General features: G+C 53.3%; 19 protein-coding genes. 2 read left to right on the top strand and 17 right to left on the bottom strand.

The window, feature by feature from the left end:
• Window positions 1–149: 149 nt before the first annotated feature.
• On the top strand, window positions 150–914 hold the full coding sequence (locus NF347_RS06225; protein WP_107681327.1) for a YczE/YyaS/YitT family protein: 765 nt from the start codon (window positions 150–152) through the stop codon (window positions 912–914).
• Between the two features lie 22 nt (window positions 915–936).
• Here NF347_RS06225 and cysK read toward each other — a convergent pair whose 3' ends face one another.
• From cysK to ispE, 7 genes are all read right to left on the bottom strand, one after another.
• A complete protein-coding gene (cysK, locus tag NF347_RS06220; protein ID WP_107034884.1) occupies window positions 937–1869 on the bottom strand; it encodes a cysteine synthase A in 933 nt (310 codons plus the stop codon).
• A gap of 39 nt (window positions 1870–1908) precedes the next feature.
• Window positions 1909–2658, bottom strand: coding sequence for an adenosylcobinamide-GDP ribazoletransferase (gene cobS, locus NF347_RS06215; protein WP_107034883.1), 750 nt, complete (start codon window positions 2656–2658; stop codon window positions 1909–1911).
• On the bottom strand, window positions 2658–3698 hold the full coding sequence (gene cobT, locus NF347_RS06210; RefSeq protein ID WP_107034882.1) for a nicotinate-nucleotide--dimethylbenzimidazole phosphoribosyltransferase: 1041 nt from the start codon (window positions 3696–3698) through the stop codon (window positions 2658–2660). Before cobT ends, cobS begins: the two co-directional genes overlap by 1 nt.
• Complete coding sequence (gene cobU / locus NF347_RS06205; protein WP_107034881.1) at window positions 3695–4207, bottom strand: bifunctional adenosylcobinamide kinase/adenosylcobinamide-phosphate guanylyltransferase; 513 nt, start codon at window positions 4205–4207, stop codon at window positions 3695–3697. Before cobU ends, cobT begins: the two co-directional genes overlap by 4 nt.
• A gap of 82 nt (window positions 4208–4289) precedes the next feature.
• Window positions 4290–5453 (bottom strand): molecular chaperone DnaJ, encoded by a 1164-nt coding sequence (gene dnaJ / locus NF347_RS06200; protein ID WP_107034880.1) that lies wholly within the window; start codon window positions 5451–5453, stop codon window positions 4290–4292.
• Window positions 5454–5478: 25 nt separating this feature from the next.
• Window positions 5479–6078 carry a nucleotide exchange factor GrpE gene (locus NF347_RS06195; RefSeq protein ID WP_107034879.1) on the bottom strand — a complete coding sequence of 200 codons (600 nt, stop codon included), beginning with the start codon at window positions 6076–6078 and terminating at the stop codon, window positions 5479–5481.
• A 92-nt stretch (window positions 6079–6170) separates the two neighbouring features.
• The gene (gene ispE, locus NF347_RS06190) at window positions 6171–6995 is read right to left on the bottom strand and encodes a 4-(cytidine 5'-diphospho)-2-C-methyl-D-erythritol kinase (protein WP_107034916.1); all 825 of its coding nucleotides are present in this window, start codon (window positions 6993–6995) and stop codon (window positions 6171–6173) included.
• Between the two features lie 195 nt (window positions 6996–7190).
• On the opposite strand from ispE, the gene rd reads away from it, so the two are divergent.
• The gene (rd, locus tag NF347_RS06185; protein WP_107034878.1) at window positions 7191–7352 is read left to right on the top strand and encodes a rubredoxin; all 162 of its coding nucleotides are present in this window, start codon (window positions 7191–7193) and stop codon (window positions 7350–7352) included.
• A 347-nt stretch (window positions 7353–7699) separates the two neighbouring features.
• On the opposite strand, the gene NF347_RS06180 is transcribed toward rd, so the two are convergent.
• The 10 genes from NF347_RS06180 to NF347_RS06135 all read right to left on the bottom strand — a co-directional run bounded on the left by NF347_RS06180 (window position 7700) and on the right by NF347_RS06135 (window position 18204).
• The gene (locus tag NF347_RS06180) at window positions 7700–8818 is read right to left on the bottom strand and encodes a universal stress protein (protein WP_107034877.1); all 1119 of its coding nucleotides are present in this window, start codon (window positions 8816–8818) and stop codon (window positions 7700–7702) included.
• 354 nt (window positions 8819–9172) lie between these two features.
• Window positions 9173–9430 carry a DNA-binding protein gene (locus NF347_RS06175; RefSeq protein WP_107034875.1) on the bottom strand — a complete coding sequence of 86 codons (258 nt, stop codon included), beginning with the start codon at window positions 9428–9430 and terminating at the stop codon, window positions 9173–9175.
• 125 nt (window positions 9431–9555) lie between these two features.
• A complete protein-coding gene (locus NF347_RS06170) occupies window positions 9556–10341 on the bottom strand; it encodes a tetratricopeptide repeat protein (RefSeq protein WP_107034874.1) in 786 nt (261 codons plus the stop codon).
• Entirely contained in the window at window positions 10338–12170 is a 1833-nt protein-coding gene (locus NF347_RS06165; RefSeq protein ID WP_107034873.1) for a BatD family protein, read from the bottom strand. The genes NF347_RS06170 and NF347_RS06165 overlap by 4 nt, the downstream gene beginning before the upstream one ends.
• Before the next feature lie 91 nt (window positions 12171–12261).
• On the bottom strand, window positions 12262–13089 hold the full coding sequence (locus NF347_RS06160) for a tetratricopeptide repeat protein (protein ID WP_107681326.1): 828 nt from the start codon (window positions 13087–13089) through the stop codon (window positions 12262–12264).
• A complete protein-coding gene (locus NF347_RS06155) occupies window positions 13073–14155 on the bottom strand; it encodes a vWA domain-containing protein (protein ID WP_107681325.1) in 1083 nt (360 codons plus the stop codon). Before NF347_RS06155 ends, NF347_RS06160 begins: the two co-directional genes overlap by 17 nt.
• A gap of 30 nt (window positions 14156–14185) precedes the next feature.
• A complete protein-coding gene (locus NF347_RS06150) occupies window positions 14186–15172 on the bottom strand; it encodes a vWA domain-containing protein (RefSeq protein ID WP_107681324.1) in 987 nt (328 codons plus the stop codon).
• A gap of 22 nt (window positions 15173–15194) precedes the next feature.
• Complete coding sequence (locus NF347_RS06145) at window positions 15195–16259, bottom strand: cell wall anchor protein (protein WP_133165416.1); 1065 nt, start codon at window positions 16257–16259, stop codon at window positions 15195–15197.
• A gap of 25 nt (window positions 16260–16284) precedes the next feature.
• Window positions 16285–17163 carry a DUF58 domain-containing protein gene (locus NF347_RS06140; protein ID WP_107034868.1) on the bottom strand — a complete coding sequence of 293 codons (879 nt, stop codon included), beginning with the start codon at window positions 17161–17163 and terminating at the stop codon, window positions 16285–16287.
• Between the two features lie 45 nt (window positions 17164–17208).
• The gene (locus NF347_RS06135) at window positions 17209–18204 is read right to left on the bottom strand and encodes an AAA family ATPase (protein ID WP_107034867.1); all 996 of its coding nucleotides are present in this window, start codon (window positions 18202–18204) and stop codon (window positions 17209–17211) included.
• Window positions 18205–18216 lie beyond the last annotated feature (12 nt).

Below are 18216 nucleotides of genomic sequence, written 5' to 3'. Positions count from 1 at the left end.
TCGCAAAATACAGTCGTGAAACGCCCGACTTTGGTAGTACTGTCTACATTGTGGGAGGCTTTCGGCTGTCAGCGGATTTTTTTGTAGTTTTGCAGGTGGAAACGCCGGTGAGGCGCTGTCCTGAGTAGATATTCAATATTAAGTTTTTTATGGAGATTTCAACAACGTTGTCGCGCAAAGAGGCTGTCTTGTCATTCGTATGGCAGCATGCTCTTCTGCTTGTTTCAATCTATCTGATGACTCTTGGTGTAGTGTTGTGTATCAAGTCCGATCTCGGCAGCAGTGTCATATCGTCGTTGCCGCTGTCGCTCTCTATCGCCGGGGCGCGGGGGCTCGCGCCGGCTCTGACGGTGGGAGGCTATACGATAGTGATGAATTTCGTGCTGGTGGGTCTTCAGATAGCCGTCCTGCGTAGCCGGTTCAATCCCATGCAGCTGTCTCAGCTTGTGATAGGTTTTGTGTTCGGTTGGTTGATCGACATCAACATGATGCTCACCGATTGGCTTGAATGTGCGACAGTGATCTCGCGGATAGCCACTCAGTTTGCCGGTTGTGCGGTGATGGGCGTGGGGATAGCCCTTGAGGTGCGCTGCGGTTCGGTGACCATGCCTGGCGAGGGATTCCCGGTGGCGTTGAGCCGTGTCACGGGAGTGGCTTTCCCACGTGTGAAGATAGTGGTGGATACTGTTCTGGTGGTGTTGGCGGTGGTCAGCAGTTATCTGTTTTTTGGTCGCTGGGCCTGGAATATTGTGGGGCCTGGCACATTGTTTGCAATGATTTTTGTCGGCTTGGAAATCAAGCTGCTCAATCCTTATCTTGGATGGTTTGACCGCCTGCTGTCATATCGTCCTGGTTTCAGACGCTATATAGTGGGTCTGGCGCGGTTTATATACCGTCGCAACCCGAGGGACTGATGGCTTGCGTCTGCCGGTCGGTTCAGTCATATACACCGGTCGAGAGATAGCGTTCACCCGTGTCGGGTAGCAGCGCTACGATCGTTTTGCCTTCTGATTCGGGTCGACGGCCTATCTCGAGGGCCGCGGCGAGTGCAGCTCCCGACGATATGCCGACGAGCAGACCTTCCTGACGGGCTATCTGGCGTGTCATGGTTCTGGCATAGTCTGTATATACGGTGACTATCTCGTCGACTACCGAGGGATCATAAATGACAGGAGTAAAACCGGCGCCTATCCCCTGTATGCCGTGCGGCCCCGGATTCTCACCTGAAAGCACGGCCGATTCACGCGGTTCTACCGCCACAATCCTCACATTCCGGTTGCGGCTCTTGAGATAGCGTCCGGTGCCGGTGATCGTGCCGCCGGTGCCTACGCCGGATATGAATATGTCCACTTTCCCTTTGGTAGCGTTCCAGATCTCTGGGCCGGTAGTGGCTTCGTGCGCGGCCGGATTGGCAGGGTTGGTAAACTGTCCGAGCACGATGGCTCCCGGTGTGGAAATCCTGATTTCTTCGGCTCTGGCTATGGCACCGGCCATTCCGTCGGCGCCCGGAGTGAGCACGATCTGCGCTCCGTAGGCTTTAAGAAGCTCGCGGCGCTCCTTGCTCATGGTATCGGGCATGGTGAGTATCACCTTATACCCTTTCGACGATCCTATCCATGCAAGTCCCACTCCTGTGTTGCCGCTGGTAGGCTCGACTATCACGCCGCCCGGGCGGAGCACCCCGGAACGTTCGGCCTCGGTGATCATGCTGAATGCCACGCGGTCTTTGACGCTTCCTCCGGGATTGAAATATTCGAGTTTGGCTATTATGTCGGCTTTTATTCCCATAGCGTCGGAAAAACGCTTGAGGTGAAGCAGGGGTGTGTTGCCTATGAGGTCGGTCAGATGCCGGGCTATGTGTTGTTGCATGTCTTCACTATGTATTGATTGACGTTATAACACGCCTTTTCAGCCTAATGTTCGGTGCAGAGCCGCTGCAGTGAGCAGAAAACAGAGTTCGGAGATGATGAAGATCGCTCCGCAGCAGTCGCCTGTATATCCTCCGATCTTGTGGCGGATATACATGATCAGAAGCGCTGCGGCGATGACCGGCGCGAGCGAGGCCAGTGCCAGCGGCCAATGGAGCAGCGTCAGCGGCCATGCCGACAGGAGAAATCCGGTGAGCAGTGTGGCCGGGCGGATACGTGTGTAGACAGTCAGATTCTTTGCCTCTTCGCGCTGACGTGCGTATGGCATGGCGTTGATGATCATTCCGGCGCAGTATTTGCTCCACACATCGGCCGCGAAGACTGTGGCGCAGGCTACAGCCACCGGCAGAGAGGCTATCGCGGCTGCCGCCAGCATATAATACAGGGCAAGAGCGATGACTCCGTATGTGCCGATGTGTGAATCCTTCATGATGGCAAGAATCCGTTCGCGCGACGTGCCTCCTCCCATGCCGTCGGCGAAGTCGGCGAGTCCGTCCTCGTGCAGAGCGCCGGTGAAAAGGGTGCGGGATGTGAGTGCGAGAAGTGCCGCCACAGGCGCGTCGAAGACCAGAGATGCAAGCCATAACGTCAGCGCGCTCAATCCTCCGGTAAGCCATCCGGCCACAGGCCACAACTCCACGACACGCTCATAGTGGCGCGGATCTATCTCGATCATCCTCCATAGAGGAAGTCTGGTGAAAAACGATATTGCTGCTGCAAGGCGTTGCATCAGTCGAAATATTTTGTCACGTTGACGTCGGCAAACGAATCCATCTCGTTGATCATCCTCACCGCCGACTGAAGGATGGGATAGGCGCAGACTGCGCCGCTCCCTTCGCCAAGGCGCAGGTCGAGGTGGAGCAGAGGCATGGCTCCGAGTGCTTCCAGAGCCAGACGGTGGCCCGATTCGTCGCCCTGATGGCCGTAGACGGCATATTCGGTCACTTCCGGATATAGCCGTGAGGCGGCCAGCATGCAGCTGGTCATGATGAATCCGTCGACAATGATCACCATTCCGCGCTCGGCTGCACGCAGCATTCCTCCGACGGCCATCGCCATCTCGTAGCCGCCGAACCATGCCATAAGGTCGGACACGCTACCGTCGCCTGAATAGTTCTTCCAGGCGCGGGTGAGTACGTTGAGTTTGTGGTCGATGCCTGATCGGTCAAGACCGGCTCCGGCGCCCACGCACTGCGGCAGCGGTGTGCCGGCGAATGCGTGCATCCACATCGACGAGGCCGATGTGTTGCCGCTGCCCATCTCGCCGAAACTGACCACGTTGCAGCCTTCGTCGGCCACCATGTCGACGATTTCCGCGCCATGACGCAGACATAAGTCGAGTTCGTCGTGTGTCATTGCCGGACCATGCAGGAAGTTGCGTGTCGAGCGTCCCACCTTGCGGTCGATTATGCCGTGTCCGGCCGGAATGTCGTAATCAACCCCGGCGTCCACAAGCACCAGACGGAAACCGTGCTGTCGGCACAGGAAATTGATACCGGCTCCTCCTTTGGCGAAATGGCCGAGCTGTTGCCATGTCACCTCTTTGGGCGAAACGCTGACTCCTTCGCTTATGATTCCGTGGTCGGCGGCAAACAGTATATTGCACGGATTGGAGAGTCGCGGGGTGAGAGTCTGCTGTATCAGTCCGATCTGTATGGCCAGATGCTCCAGCTTGCCGAGCGAGCCCTTCGGCTTGGTAAGGTTGTCCACTTTGTGGCGCAGCGCCGGCTCTATCGTGCGGTCGGGACGCCTGAGGTCGAATGTGATCATTTTATTTTTACGGGAATACCTGATATGGTTAGATATACTTCCGACGCAATATCGGCCAGATGCCGGTTGACAAGGCCTTGAAGGTCGGTGAATTTTCGTTGCAGCGGATTGGGGCTTATGCCTCCAAGCCCGATCTCGTTGGTTACTGCTACTATGGTGGCATTCTCCATGGCGGCAATGGTGTCAAGCTCTTGGATGATGGCTTTGAGTGCCTTATCGGCATCCTCGTCGAAGTGAAACAGCATGTTGGTCGACCACACGGTGACGCAGTCGATCAGTGCGGTATCTCCGGCGACAATGCAGCGTGACGGCCACAGCTTCTCCTCGGCCAGACGCCATTGCGGTCCGCGTCGGCATCGGTGTGATTCAACGCGTCGTGCCATCTCTTCGTCGGTGATTACGGCTGTGGCCACATACAGAGGCGTCGCCGAAAGACGCAATGCGGTTTTTTCGGCCAGCTCGCTTTTCCCAGATCGCTGACCTCCTGTGATCATGATGATTTTTGCCATAGCAATGGCAAAATTACAAAAAAAATACGGAGCGGCATACGTGTTATACGAGTCGCTCCGTAAAAAAAATGGTATATGACGGTTAATCGAAGATGTGGCGTAATTTGCTGAAAATACGGTCTTTCACGCTGTCGCTGGGCTTCATATCGGGTTTGTCGCCAAGCTGCTCTATAAGTTTGCGTTCCTCGTCATTGAGCGTTTCAGGCACGTAGACCATCACGTTGACCAGCTCGTCGCCTGTGCCGTAGCCTTCGGTGGAGGGGAGTCCCTTGCCGCGCAGACGCAGTATTTTGCCGGGCTGTGTTCCCGGAGCTATCTTCAAGCGCGCGCGGCCTCCGATTGTTGGCACCTCCACCGATCCTCCGAGGGCGGCGGTGGGGAAGTCGAGCATCAGATTGTAGACCACATCGTTGCCGTCGCGTATCAGTTCCGGATGTTTGATCTCCTCTATGACCACGAGCAGGTCGCCATTGACTCCGCCGTGCATCGGCGCGTTGCCTTTGCCCTTGACGGTAAGGGTCATGCCGTCGGCCACGCCTGCAGGTATATTGAACGAAACCACCTGCTCCTTGTGCTGCACTCCGGTGCCGTTGCAGTAGGTGCAGTTTTCTTTGATGATCTTGCCATCGCCGTTACACTCCGGACACACTGCGGCGCTTTGGCTGAGTCCGAAAATGGTCTGTTGAGTGCGCATTACCGTGCCGGATCCATGACATGTGGGGCAGGTGACGAACGCCGTGCCGTCTTTGGCTCCGGTGCCATTGCAATGGTCACATTTTGCAAAGGCTTTTAGTTTCAGTGTCTTACTGATCCCCTTGGCTATATCCTCAAGCGACAGTTTCAAGGTGATGCGCAGATCGTCGCCGCGACGCTGGCGTTTGCGTGGACGTCCGCCGGCAGCACTGCCGAAGCCTCCCATATCGAAACCGCCATGGCCACCGAATATGTCGCCGAACTGCGAGAAAATATCCTCCATCGTGAAACCGTGTCCGCCGCCGAATCCACCGCCTGGGAAGCCCTGCGGCCCCATGTTGTGGCCGAACTGATCGTATTTCTGGCGTTTCTCCGGGTCGGAGAGCACATCGTAGGCTTCGGCTGCCTCCTTGAATTTCTCTTCGGCCTCCTTGTCGCCTGGATTTTTGTCGGGGTGGTATTTGATAGCCAGCTTGCGGTAGGCTTTCTTAAGCTCTTCCGGTGTGGCTGTCTTCGCTACGCCGAGCACTTCGTAGTAATCTCTCTTGTCCATCTCTTATGCCTCTCGATAATTACAGTCACTGTCCGACAGCCACTTTGGCATGACGGAGCACCTTGTCGTTGATAGTATAGCCTTTGGTGGGCGTGTCGATCACCTTGCCTTTAAGATTCTGATCCTCCACCGGCACCATGGCTATGGCTTCGTGCATATCCGGATCGAAGTCGGCGCCGTTGCTTTCCATCGCCTTTACTCCGTTCTGTTCGAGATATTTCACGAGTTTGTTGTAGATGATCTCCATGCCTTCTCTTATGGCGTTGGGATCGTCCACATCCTTGGTGGCGTCGAGACCGCGCTCGAAGTCGTCGACGATAGGCAGCAGACCTTTCATCGACTGTTCGTTGGCGTTGCGGATTATATCACTCTTCTCTTTTAGGGTGCGTTTGCGGAAATTGTCGAATTCAGCCATAAGAAAGAGATATTCCTTCTTCTCTTTCTCAACCTTGAGTTTCTCTTCGGCAAGCTCTTTGGCAAGCTTGTCGATCTCGCTCATTTCGGCATTCTCGATATCCTGGTCGCTCATATTTTCGGTTTCCTCTACCGATTCACCGATATTATCCAGTATCTCTTCGGACTGCATTCCGTCGGCTTTATCTGATGATTTCTTTTTATCGCTCATATTAGACACTAATTTTTTTATACTGTGCAAAAATCTTGCCAAACTGCAAGGCTCTTTATCTGACATAACAAACGGGAGCGGATAACGTTCAGTCAGTCAAGCCGCCCGATATAGATGTCCATGCCGGGGAACTTACCTGAAATATCGTCTGACAAAATGTCACATCCAAACAGACCGTAGACAGCCGAGCCGGATCCTGACATGGAAGTGTAGACGGCTCCCATGTCGGCAAGTTGCTGTTTGATTGCGGTTATTTCGGGGAGTTGTGCGGCTACCGATGCCTCAAAATCGTTTATTAGGCATCCATCCCATGAAGAAATGGGGCGTGTGATAGCTTCTGCCACCCTGCCAGGGGCAGTATAGGATTTCACGCCGGAATATGCTTCGCGGGTCGAAACTGATCCAGCAGGCTTTGCTATGACTATGCTGTACCCGGCAAGCGAGATGTCGGCCGGAGAGAATGTCGTGCCGGTGCCGGTGGCTGTCACTGGGCGGTTGCGGATAAAAAACGGGCAGTCGGCGCCGATTGTGGCGGCTATTTCCTCAAGCCGCTTGTAGTCAAGCCCGAGGTTCAGCATCGTATTGAGAGCCTTGAGCGCGAAAGCCGCGTCGGCCGAACCTCCGCCCAGCCCGGCGCCGTCTGGAATCACTTTGTGGAGATAGATGCTGACAGGCGGAAGCGTCGTGATGGCATCAAGTGCACGGTAGGCCTTCATGACCAGATTGCTCTCCGGCGGGCACTCTACGCGTCTCCCCGAAGTGAACAATTCGGTCACTCCTGATTTCGATGGCACAATTTCAAGTATATCAGTCCACCCTACTGGATACATCACGGTTTCTATATCATGATAACCGTCGGGCCTCCGTCCGGTGATGGCCAGCCCGAGATTGATTTTTGCGTTCGGAAAAACTATCATACCGACAAATTTAGCCATTTTATCGCAAACAAGCGACAACCGTTCTACAAATATAACAATGGAATCAGTTTGGAAGTATGTCAAAAAACGGTGACTGGCTTGTGTTCATGACAGGGCGACATTTCCGAACACTTTGCGGTGTGAAGGTGTTTGTCAGGTGAAAGGATTATCAACCGACACTAAAAAAAATCTATTATGGACAAGTACGTATGTGAAGTATGCGATTGGGTGTATGACCCCTCAGTAGGAGATCCTGAACATGGTATCGCTCCGGGCACCTCGTTTGAAGATCTACCCGACGACTGGGTATGCCCGTTGTGTGGAGTGGGCAAGGATCAGTTCGCTCCGGTAAAGTGACAATTCACTTCAAAAACCTATGGCCATGTGTCGGAAGTAAAAAATCCTGACTCATGGCCATGTTCATATACTGACGGATCATTCTGGCGCAACCTGAAGCCACGCAGTCATGCTAATCTTAGAGATTGTCTAAATTTATATAATACGGATTTTGAGAAGGATTGTCAGATGGATTTTTGTTTGTGATGAGGGAGTGTAGCCGTAGCTACATGACCGGGGAGCAAACAAAAAGACGCTGGAAAGACTCTCAAAAGCAAAGTGATATGAATTTTAGATAATCTCTTAGCGTTGCCTTGGAAGAATGGGTTGTGATGGCGGAGTGCGGTGGATGTCAGATCTGCGATCGTTCAAACCGGAATAACAATCATCGGTATGTCGGCCCGGAACAACAGCCTATGAGCCATGCCGGGATTGAAGAGGCGCGCGAATACGTTTTTCTTCTTGTTGAGCACGGCAAGCATATTGATTTTCGCGGTGCGGTCGATCGAGTCAAGTTTTTCAGTCGACTGATCGCTTGCCGCGCTCATCATCTCGAATGTGCATAGCGGATAGTTTTCGCGGCAGTATCGTAGCAGGGCGTCCTCGGCGGCAGTAAGGCCGTGTGTCGCGTCTTTGCGGCTTCTGATGTGGAGTAGCGTGACACGAAGCATTGATTCGTCGAACAGCCGCGACAAGGCGTCAAGACCGAGCATGTCCTCCTGGGTGAGAGTGCAGAAGAATACAATGTGGCGCATGCGTTCAATTGTGTCAGTCGATGCTGATTCCGGTATGGTGAATATGGGTGTGCGGCTTGTATCGAGCACTTCGGCAGTGACGCTTCCCACCAGTTCGCGCTCTTTCTTGTCGGCGCCGCGTGTGGCCATGACTATAAGCATCGGCTGATGTTTTTTTGCCCATGCGTTGATGGCGTCCTCGGGCACTCCCTCAGTGATCTCTCTGGTGAACTTCACCGGTGGTATCTCACCCTCCTTGATCATGTGTTTTAGTTCGTCGCACAGTGTGATCATGGAGTTTTCGGCTGCTTTGGCTATGCTTTCGCGCAATTGTGCTCCTGCGACATCGAAGTCGAGAGTGTCGGATAGCTGTATCGAGGCAGTCAGAGCCGGATCGACAAATGCGTTGAGCAGCACGATTTCAGCCTGATGGGCGTGTGCTATCCTGAAGGCGGCCTTGCAGGCTTTGATTGACATCGGGGTGAAATCCACCGGCACAAGAATCCGGCGTGAGAGCGGTAGATCCAACGATGTGACGGCCGGACCTACGAATATTTCACGGTTTTCTATGATCCGTAAGGCTGCCGGAAGATCATGTTCTTTGATTCTGACTCTGACTCCCGAAGAGATGATCGGTGACGACAGGTTGACGTTTTGCAGCACAGCTTCGATCCCTTCGCTTTCAAGCAGCGATTTCAGTTCGAGTGCCCGCTCATAGGTGTGGATGGCAATAGTTATCAGTCGGTCGTCCATGGCTGGGGTTCTATAGATTTATTTGCGGTGAGGAGATTCAGACGTGTCTTTCGGGGCAGGAGAACTGTCCGGACTGTATCGTGGAGAGAGTGGAGGGGAATATGACCGCCGGAAGAGAGAATTAATGAGGAAGGTGGGGAATGAGAAAGGAGAATGCGTATGTGGGGGCTTGATTGTAGCCGCGAAAGTAGGGTGGCGGTCTGCGGCAATCTTTCGGCTTTGCCTTGACGCCTCTGACAAGGCGGTCGGCTGGCCGTCGTCAGGCGGCGTCAAGGCGTTTGTGCCGTAGTATGGTTCTGTTTTCAGCAGTCACGTGGAGAGACGTTCTCTGCCGAGTGGATTTGGGGTGTGACCTCAATCCTTGTTCTGCTCCTTGAGGATTTCGAGAGCCATATCGTAGATAGTGGTGTCGTCGAGTACCACGATGCCGCCATCGGGTCCCGGCTCGATATGAACTCCGGCGTTTTTGCCGAACTCATAGTTGCTTCCGCCGAAGTAGTTTCTTACGGTCTGTACGGTTATATTGAGCTTGTCGGCGATCTGGTGTGTCGCTCCGTCGGGCAGGCTGTCTTTGAGCTTGCGCAACTCATTGAATGTAATAGTCTTAGCCATAATAAAATGATTTATTGGTTAGAAGTGAATATTTTCTTGTTTGTTTTGTCTGCTTAAAAATAGCCCCAATATTTAATATGGCCAAATATTTTGCCGAAAATCCTGATATGTTTTAGAGCATAAAATCATATTTTCTCTACGGCTGTCGATTTGATCCATGCGCGGTGATTGTTGTCGATCTGCACGTCAAACCATTTTAAGCCAGTCGTATCGGAGCGTTCGGAAATCGAGTCGAGTATCTGGAGCTTCACACCTTCGTGCAGCAGCATGGCCTCTTCGTTGCGGTCTTTGGGCTCACGCGGCGAGGTGCTCAGTATGGTCGAGGGCACGATTATGACAGCGAGGTCGTGGGCAGTGGATATTTTGCGTGCTCTGAAGGCCGTCAGTATGGCTCCGACGGAGATCAGCAGCAGCAGTATTCCTCCGAAAAAACCGGCTTTTCTGATGATGACGGTGTCGGTGAGTATATACATAGCCACGCATGCCATGCAAAGGGCGAATATTGCGAATGCCGCCCATGCCCAGCCGTTGGGAGTGAGAAGGGTGGCAAATCGGTCGAAGGCGTTGCTCATGAATGAACCGCGCTCACCCTGTCGGTCGGCCAGACGGGCATTGACAAATTCCAGATTGGTGCGGGCGTCGGAAAAAGTCGGATCGATACGCAGTGCGCGTTCGTAGGCAAGGATGGCTTTACCCGGTGCGCCGAGCCGATAGTAGGAGTTGCCGAGATTATAATACAGTTCGGGCGAGGTGCCATACTCGTCTATCGCCTGACGGTAGAGTGCGGCGGCTTCTTCAAATCTGTCGGCGGAATATGCCGAGTCGGCCTGCTGGTCGAGTGTCCGGGCTGTAAGGCTGCTGGCAGAGAGTGTCAGGGCTGCTGACAGTGATATGATCTGAAAGATTTTCATTTTCTGAACTTGATATTTTCCATACTGTTGATGGCCTGTGAGGCTTTACGGTAGATGTCGGATGTCGACGGACGTGTGTCGGCCGGAGAGTAGCGTGCCATTTCGCAGTCGTCGAGCACCTCGCCGAGATTGGCTCTGACCTCTTCGGGCGCGCCGGCGTCAGCGAGCACGGTCATGATGTTTTCGCGGGTGAGCTGTGAGGCGGGTATGCCGAGCTTGTCGCTGAGATATCCCCAGATCGCTTTTAGGATCTCTTCATGGAATTTCTCGTCCTGACCGGTTTCCGAAAGGTGTTTGGCAAGCTTAAGCCGTCGGCGTGCCACCTTGTTGGCCTTGATCAGGCGGGTGCCCTTTTCGTCCGACGCCATGCGTGCGCGTTTGCCTCTTGCCAGTGCCGCGCCGGCCACACCGGCTACCATCAGCACCATCAGCGCCCAATACCACCATGTGCCGATCACGTAATTGCGATGCATGGCAGGATGCTTGTCGCCGGTCTTGATATGGAGTATGTCGGTGTTTTTGCTTTCGATATCCTTCTGTTCGGCCGATGCTGCCGCAGATGTGCCCTGAGCGACCTTGATGTCATAGACCGGAGTTGACAGTGTGACATACTGGCCGTTTGACGGGTTGAAATACACAAATCTGTCGCTGCCGATCTTGAACTGACCGGTGGCCTGTGGCACAAATGTGTATTCCACGGTCATTGTGCCGCTGACGTTGCTGCCGTTGACACGTGTGTCGTAATCGGTGTGAGGATTGTACAGTTCGAATTCCGACGGGAAGTCGATCTCAGGCTCTTTTACATATTTGATATTGCCGGTGCCGGTGACAGTATATATCAGCGTGGCCGGATCATTGGTGCGGAAGCTGTTGCCCACCAGACGGCTGTCGATGGTGAATGTTCCTACCGCTCCGCTGAATCCTTCGGGCTGCGGCGATGGAAGAGACTTGATCTCTATCGATGCGGAGTTGGAGCTGACTTTGATGTCGCGCTCCTGTGGCGTGCGCACGTTGAAAAAACCCATGTTGACATTGTCGTATTGCACCACGCTGATGTCGTAATTGCCCGAGTTGATGGTCAGGCGTCCGGATTTCTGCGGAAATATGATGCAGCGTTTGAGAAGTGCGGTCATATAATTCTGGCCGCGATAGTTTTCCACCTCGTTGAGCTGAGCCTGTATCGGAACCTCTTCTATGAGAAAACCGTCAAAGCTCGGTTGCTTCGTGGGCATGAACGATGAGATGGAATATTTGGTATAGAGCTTGATCGTACACTCGATTGCCTCCTGTTCGTAGGCTGTGCTCTTGTTGAGAATGATCCGGACAAACACGTCATCGGACTGTACGGTACGGTCGGAGCTTTGGGTGGAGATATCGTCGATGTTTACGGCCGGAGTGCCGTTTCCGGCATTTCCTTGTCCGGAGGAGGACGACTGTGAGTTGGCCACGATGGTGAGCTTGCGTCGCGAGGTCGACAACTGTCGTCCGTCGGCCTCTACGGAGGCCTCGCCGATAGTGACAGCACCCTCCTTTTCAGCGCGGTACACATAGGTGTAGTCGACTCTTGAATTGGAGCGTGTGCGGCCGTTGATCATCTCATAGCTCTGGCTTCTGCTCTCCGACGGTCCATAGAGCAGTTTGCATCCGGGGATCTCCGGGACACGCAGCGAGCGCAGGCTCGGATTGCCGTCGACAACCGAGTAGGTGATATAGAACTGTTCGCCGACCATAACGCGTTCGGGGGCTTTGACCTTGAACGCTACCTCGGCTCGCAGTCCGGCCGATGCGATGATCGTCAGCGCTATGAATGTCAGAAACTTTTTCATCATGCTTCGTGATAAGTCGTGTAAGTCTTATTATGTTGTCGGCCGAAATGTTCTCCGGCTGTAAGTGTCAGGAACAGATTCCGCGCGACAATGATTACCATGGATTGGTGACCTGCTTCTTTCGTGCGGCGGCAGCTTTTTTCTTTTCGGCCTCGACACGTTTGCGTGTGGTAGCCTCTTCGTTTTCCATCGCCTTCAATATCTTGTCGGCGTTGGAATTGCTCATTTGCTGTTGCTGCTGTTGCTTTTTCTGCTGATCTTTTTTGTCCTGCTGCTGTTGCTGATCCTGGTTCTGCTGCTGATCCTGGTTTTGCTGATCCTGATTCTGTTTATCTTGCTGCTGTTGCTGCTGGTCCTGATTCTGCTGCTGGTCCTGATTCTGTTTATCCTGATTATTCTGCTGGTCCTGCTGCTGTTGTTCAAGCTTTTTCTGGGCTATGCGCAGATTCTGGCGCGCCTTGTCGTCGTCAGGATTCTTGCGAAGCGAGTGTTTGTACATATCCACTGCGCCTGCAAAATCATTGTTGTTGAACGCTATGTTGCCGAGATTGTAGAATGCCTTGCCCGACAGATTGGTGTCGAATCCGTCTTTGCCGAGCTGCCGCAGGATTTCCGAGGCATCCTTGATGGGATTGTTTCCGCTGTTGGGATCGGCCGATCCGCTTTGGCGTATCAGTGACGCGGCAAGATTGAAGAGGGCAGTTTCCGACTGTGGCACCTCCTCCAAAGCTTTCCGGTATTTCACTTCAGCTTCGGCAAAACGCTTCTGACGGTAAAGACTGTTGCCTTCCCTTATGAGATTGCGTTCCTGTTTGGTGGTGGGAAGGATCTCTTGGTCACTGTCGGATGCACGGGCGGTAATGCCAAGCATTCCGGCCGCAGCCACCAATATCATAGCCAAAGTCTTATTTGCCGTTTTCATCTTTCTTTCCTGAGGTTTGTTTTGTGAAGAAGTTGATGTCGCGGAGCCACGATATCTTGCAGTAGGGGAGCAGTCCGTCGATCACAAGCATCATTATGGCCAGTATCGCGGCTATGGGGAACAGTTCGTTGGCGGCCGATGCGGCTGTGCGACGCTTGAACTCCGTCTTGCCAAGCTTGTCAAGATGGCTGTCAAGATCACCCACTACCGACGAAGATCCTCCCGAGAGATACACGCCGTCGCCCGCCTGAGCTATCTCTTTGGCCATAGACTCGTTGAGGGCGGTCATCACCACCTGACCTTGCTGGTCTTTGAGATATTCGCCTCCGCTCATGGGTATGGGTGAGCCTTTGCCGCCTCCTATGCCGATCACGTCGACCTGAATCCCTGCCGAGGCTGCGCGTCGGGCTTCCTCCACAGCATTGTCTTCGAAATTTTCGCCGTCAGTGATCACGATTATGGCCTTGCGGAAGTCACTGTCGGGGGTGAATGAATTGATGGCCATATCTATGGCAGCTCCTATAGCGGTGCCTTGAGTGGGCACCATATCGGTATTGATGCCGTTGAGAAACATTTTGGCCGAAATATAGTCGGATGTGATCGGGAGCTGTGTATAGGCATCTCCGGCAAAAACTATCAGACCTACCTTGTCATCGTGCATCTTGTCGATGAGCTTCTCCAGAATGAATTTGGCGCGCTGCAGACGGCTGACACCCCGGGGATCATCGGTCGATGACGCCAGCATCGAATTCGACACGTCGACGCATATCATCACCTCAATACCTCTCGACACCGTTTCCTCCTCTTTTTGTGAAGCAGTGTCGCCACCGGTAGTATAAGGCCGCGCCAATGCTATGATGATGAATGCCAGAGCAAGGCATTCGATTGTAAGCTTGATCCAGCCCATGTAGCGCGATGAGTCGGGCATCATTGCCCTGACCACCTTGAGCTGGCCGAAACGGCGCAACCGACGGCGCCGACTCAGACGGCTCTGGAAATATAATGCTGCTATCACTGGAATGGCCAGCAGCAGATATAGCAATTGAGGATATGCGAAGCTCAACATATTGTTTTACGCGTGTAGTGTGTTATGACTTTACGGGATAGTGCGGAGCACGGTGAATCGAAGCAGCAGCTCAAGTGCCAGCAGTGCGAATGCGATCCAGGCCCACATCATGTAGTTTTCCTCAGTGTGACTGAAATTGCGCACGTCAAGCACTGTCTTTTCAAGAGCGTCAATCTCGTCAAACACCTGCTTTAGGACATTGTTGTCGGTGGCACGGAAATATTTGCCGCCGGTTATGGAGGCTATGTCGCGGAGAGTGGCTTCGTCAATGACTACGGGAAGGTTCACATACTCGATGCGTCCGAACGCATTCTCCTGAGGGAACGGCGCCATGCCGTTGCGTCCGATGCCGATAGTGTACACCTTGATTCCGTATTTCTTGGCGATCTCGGCAGCCGTGACCGGAGCTACATTGCCTGTATTGTTCGATCCGTCGGTGAGCAGTATGATGCTTTTCGACTTGGCTTTTCCGTCTTTTATACGGTTGATGGAAGTGGCCAGACCGTCACCGATTGCCGTGGCGTCCTGAAGCATTCCCATTTTGATGTCGTTGATGTAGTTGACAAGAAGAGCCTTGTCGGTGGTCATGGGCACGGCAGTGAAACTCTCCCCGGCGAAGATCACTACTCCGATATTGTCGCTTTCACGTCCGCTGACAAACTGCGAGGCCACTTTCTTGGCTGCTTCAAAACGGTCGGGCTTGAAGTCGCGCGCAAGCATACTCGTTGATATGTCGAGCGCTATGACTATATCTGTGCCCTGAGTGTTGGAGGTGCTCCAGCGGTCGTATGCCTGCGGACGTGCAAGGATGACGATCAATGCTGCCAGACACAGTGCCCGCATGACGAACAGGCCGTGGAGAAGCCATGCGCGCAGCGGACGTCCGTTTTTTGCATAAGGCGCTATGATCGACACCGACATGGTGGCGTGCTTGCGGTTGCGGTTGAGTATATACCATGCCAGATACGGTATGAGCAACAGCAGAAACCATAGATATGTAGGATGTGCGAATTGCATTTGATCAGAAAGTCGTGTTAGATTATTTGATGTCTTCGGCTGTATCTTTCTCGGTGTCGGTCGGCAGGGGTTTTGTGTCCTCTACAAACTGCAGGGCCGAACGGAATGATGCGGCGTTGTCCTCGGGGAGCGGCCGTGCCTTGGCAAACTTTACGAAGTCGGCTATCTCAAGCACACGGCTCATGTATTTTTCAGGCATTCGCGTCTCCTCATTATTGCGCAATGACTTGACTATCTGCGATGAAGTCATCTCCATTGCGTTGATGCCGAAACGGGTGTCGAGATAGCTGCGAAGTATGTCGGTGAGTCGTGTATAGTATTCCTTCTCCTGACCCTTGTCGCATAGATTCTCTGCGCGCAGAGTTTCAAGACGCTGCATGGCGAGTTCGTAGGGCGGGACAGGTTTTTTCGCAGGTACGAGCGGCAGCCGTCCCTGCTTTATCCATTTGAAATAGATATACAGGGCAGCACCGATGACGAGCAGTGCGAGCAAAATCCACAGGCCATAGTCGGTCATCCAGTCGGGGAGGAAGTCAAAGAAATGGCGAGGCGGATTCTGGGCGTCGTAATAGTCATGGATCGTGGATAGCGAATCAATGGCCACCGGCATCACTTTCAGGGCGGGGCGGTTGCTTTCGGTCACTTGCCCGTCCTGCACGAACAATACCGGAGGCAGAGTGTACAGTCCCGAATCAAAAGCCTGGAGTATCACCTCCTGACGCAGCTCTTTGTTGCCGTTGCCGAGATCGGTCACAAGCGGTTCACCCACTTTGGCCACCTCCACTTCACGCCAGAGAGTGTCGGGGAGCATGATACCTCCCGTTTCGTCGATTTTTCCGGTCACTTCCACATGAAGAGGCGTGGTGCGCCCCATCTCTATATAGGCCGAGTCGAGTGCTACCCTTACTTTGACCTGTGCGGTTGCCGCGCCTCCTGCCCCTATGGCTGCAAGCAGTATTGCGGTTAGGAGTATCAGTGGTTGTCTTGCCGAAAGATTCATGTCTTTATGGTTGGGAATGTAATGTTGGTGGGTGTGGAGTGTGATCTGTCGTCCGGATGCTTGTGGTGATGATTCCTGACGCATCATGCAGCGGTTGCCGCACTGCGCGCTGTCATCTTACGCCACGCCGTTGGAAAAGAGCCATTAATGCGCGCACGTAATCCTCATCGGTGGCAATCGAGGCTATGTCGACTCCGCTGTGACGCATCGTTTCAGTCATTTTCTGTTGGCGGTCATACCACCATTTGCTCAATGCCTGCCGTGTGCGCTTCGACGAAGTGTCGAGCCATCGTTCGCCTCCGGTTTCGAGATCTTTCACACGAATCAGTCCTATATCAGGAATCTGGGTGTCACGTTTGTCGAAAACCTGTATGCTTATCAGATCGTGCTTGTTGGCGGCTACCGACAGTGATGTACGGTAGGATTCGGCATCATCTATAAAGTCGGAGATGACAAAAGCGGTGGTGCGCTTTTTAAGAGCATCGGTAAGATATCGCAAGGCTCCTCCTATATCTGTGCCTTTGCTCTCAGGAGAGAAGTCGAGCAGTTCACGGATGATGAAGAGAATATGTTTCCGGCCTTTTTTGGGTGGGATAAACTTCTCTATTTTGTCGGAAAAGAATAACACACCGATCTTATCGTTGTTCTGTATGGCCGAGAAAGCGATCGTGGCAGCGATTTCGGCTATCATCTCACGCTTTTCCTCGCCTAAGGCTCCGAACAGACGGCTTCCGCTGACATCGACAAGAAGCATCACTGTCAGCTCGCGTTCCTCCTCATACACTTTTACATACGGGTGGTTATGGCGCGCAGTGACGTTCCAGTCTATGTCGCGCACATCGTCGCCATACTGGTATTCACGCACTTCAGAGAAGATCATTCCACGACCTTTGAATGCGGTGTGATACTCTCCGGCAAAAATATTCTGGGAGAGTCCGCGGGTCTTGATCTCGATCTTCCTGACTTTTTTTATGAGCTCGGTAGCTTCCATCAATCAGTCGGTAGGATAGTGAGTGTCGTGTGGAGTTTCTTCGCGTCAGGGCACTTCGACCTTGTCGAGTATCTCCGATATGATCTCGTCGGAAGTGATATTGTTGGCTTCGGCTTCATAGCTGAGCCCGATGCGGTGGCGCATCACGTCGTGACACACTGCTCTGACATCCTCGGGTATCACGTAGCCTCTCTGACGCAGGAAGGCGTAGGAGCGGGCGGCTTTGGCCATGCCGATTGATGCGCGGGGAGATGCTCCGAAAGAAATGATGCCGCTGAGATCCTTCAGATTGTAGTCTTCCGGACGACGTGTGGCAAACACTATATCCACAATATAGCGTTCGATCTTTTCGTCAAGATATATCTGTTCTACGATCTTCTGGGCGTCGAGAATCTCTTCGGGACGCAGAAGTGGTTTGACTTCGATCTTGCGCGGTGAGATGTTCTGGCGTATGATCTGGCGTTCGTCGTCCTTGCTGGGATAACCTATGATCACCTTGAGAAGGAAACGGTCGACCTGCGCTTCAGGCAGGGGATATGTGCCTTCCTGTTCGATAGGATTCTGTGTGGCCATCACCAGGAACGGCTCGTCGAGCTTGAATGTCTGTTCGCCTATGGTCACCTGTCGCTCCTGCATGGCTTCGAGCAGGGCGCTCTGCACCTTGGCCGGAGCACGGTTGATCTCGTCGGCCAGTACGAAGTTGGCGAAGATCGGGCCTTTCTTTATCTGGAACTGCTCTTTCTGCACACTGTAGATCATCGTGCCGGTGACGTCGGCAGGAAGAAGGTCGGGAGTGAACTGTATGCGGCTGTAACGGGCGTCGATCACCTGGGCAAGTGTCTTGATGGCGAGTGTCTTGGCCAGACCGGGGACGCCTTCAAGAAGCACATGGCCATTGGCCAGCAATGCTATCAGCAGAGAGTCAACAAGATGCTTCTGCCCAACGATTGTCTGATCCATCCCTTTGGTGATGAGCTGTACGAAATCGTTCTTGCTCGCCACGAGGTCGTTCAACTCTCTGATGTTAACGGATTCGCTCATAAGATGTTTTGC

The sequence above is a fragment of the Paramuribaculum intestinale genome, from assembly GCF_030759015.1.
Classification (GTDB): Bacteria; Bacteroidota; Bacteroidia; order Bacteroidales; family Muribaculaceae; genus Paramuribaculum; species Paramuribaculum intestinale.
Note: the sequence above shows the minus strand (reverse complement) of the source record. Positions and strands in the feature narration are given on the sequence as shown.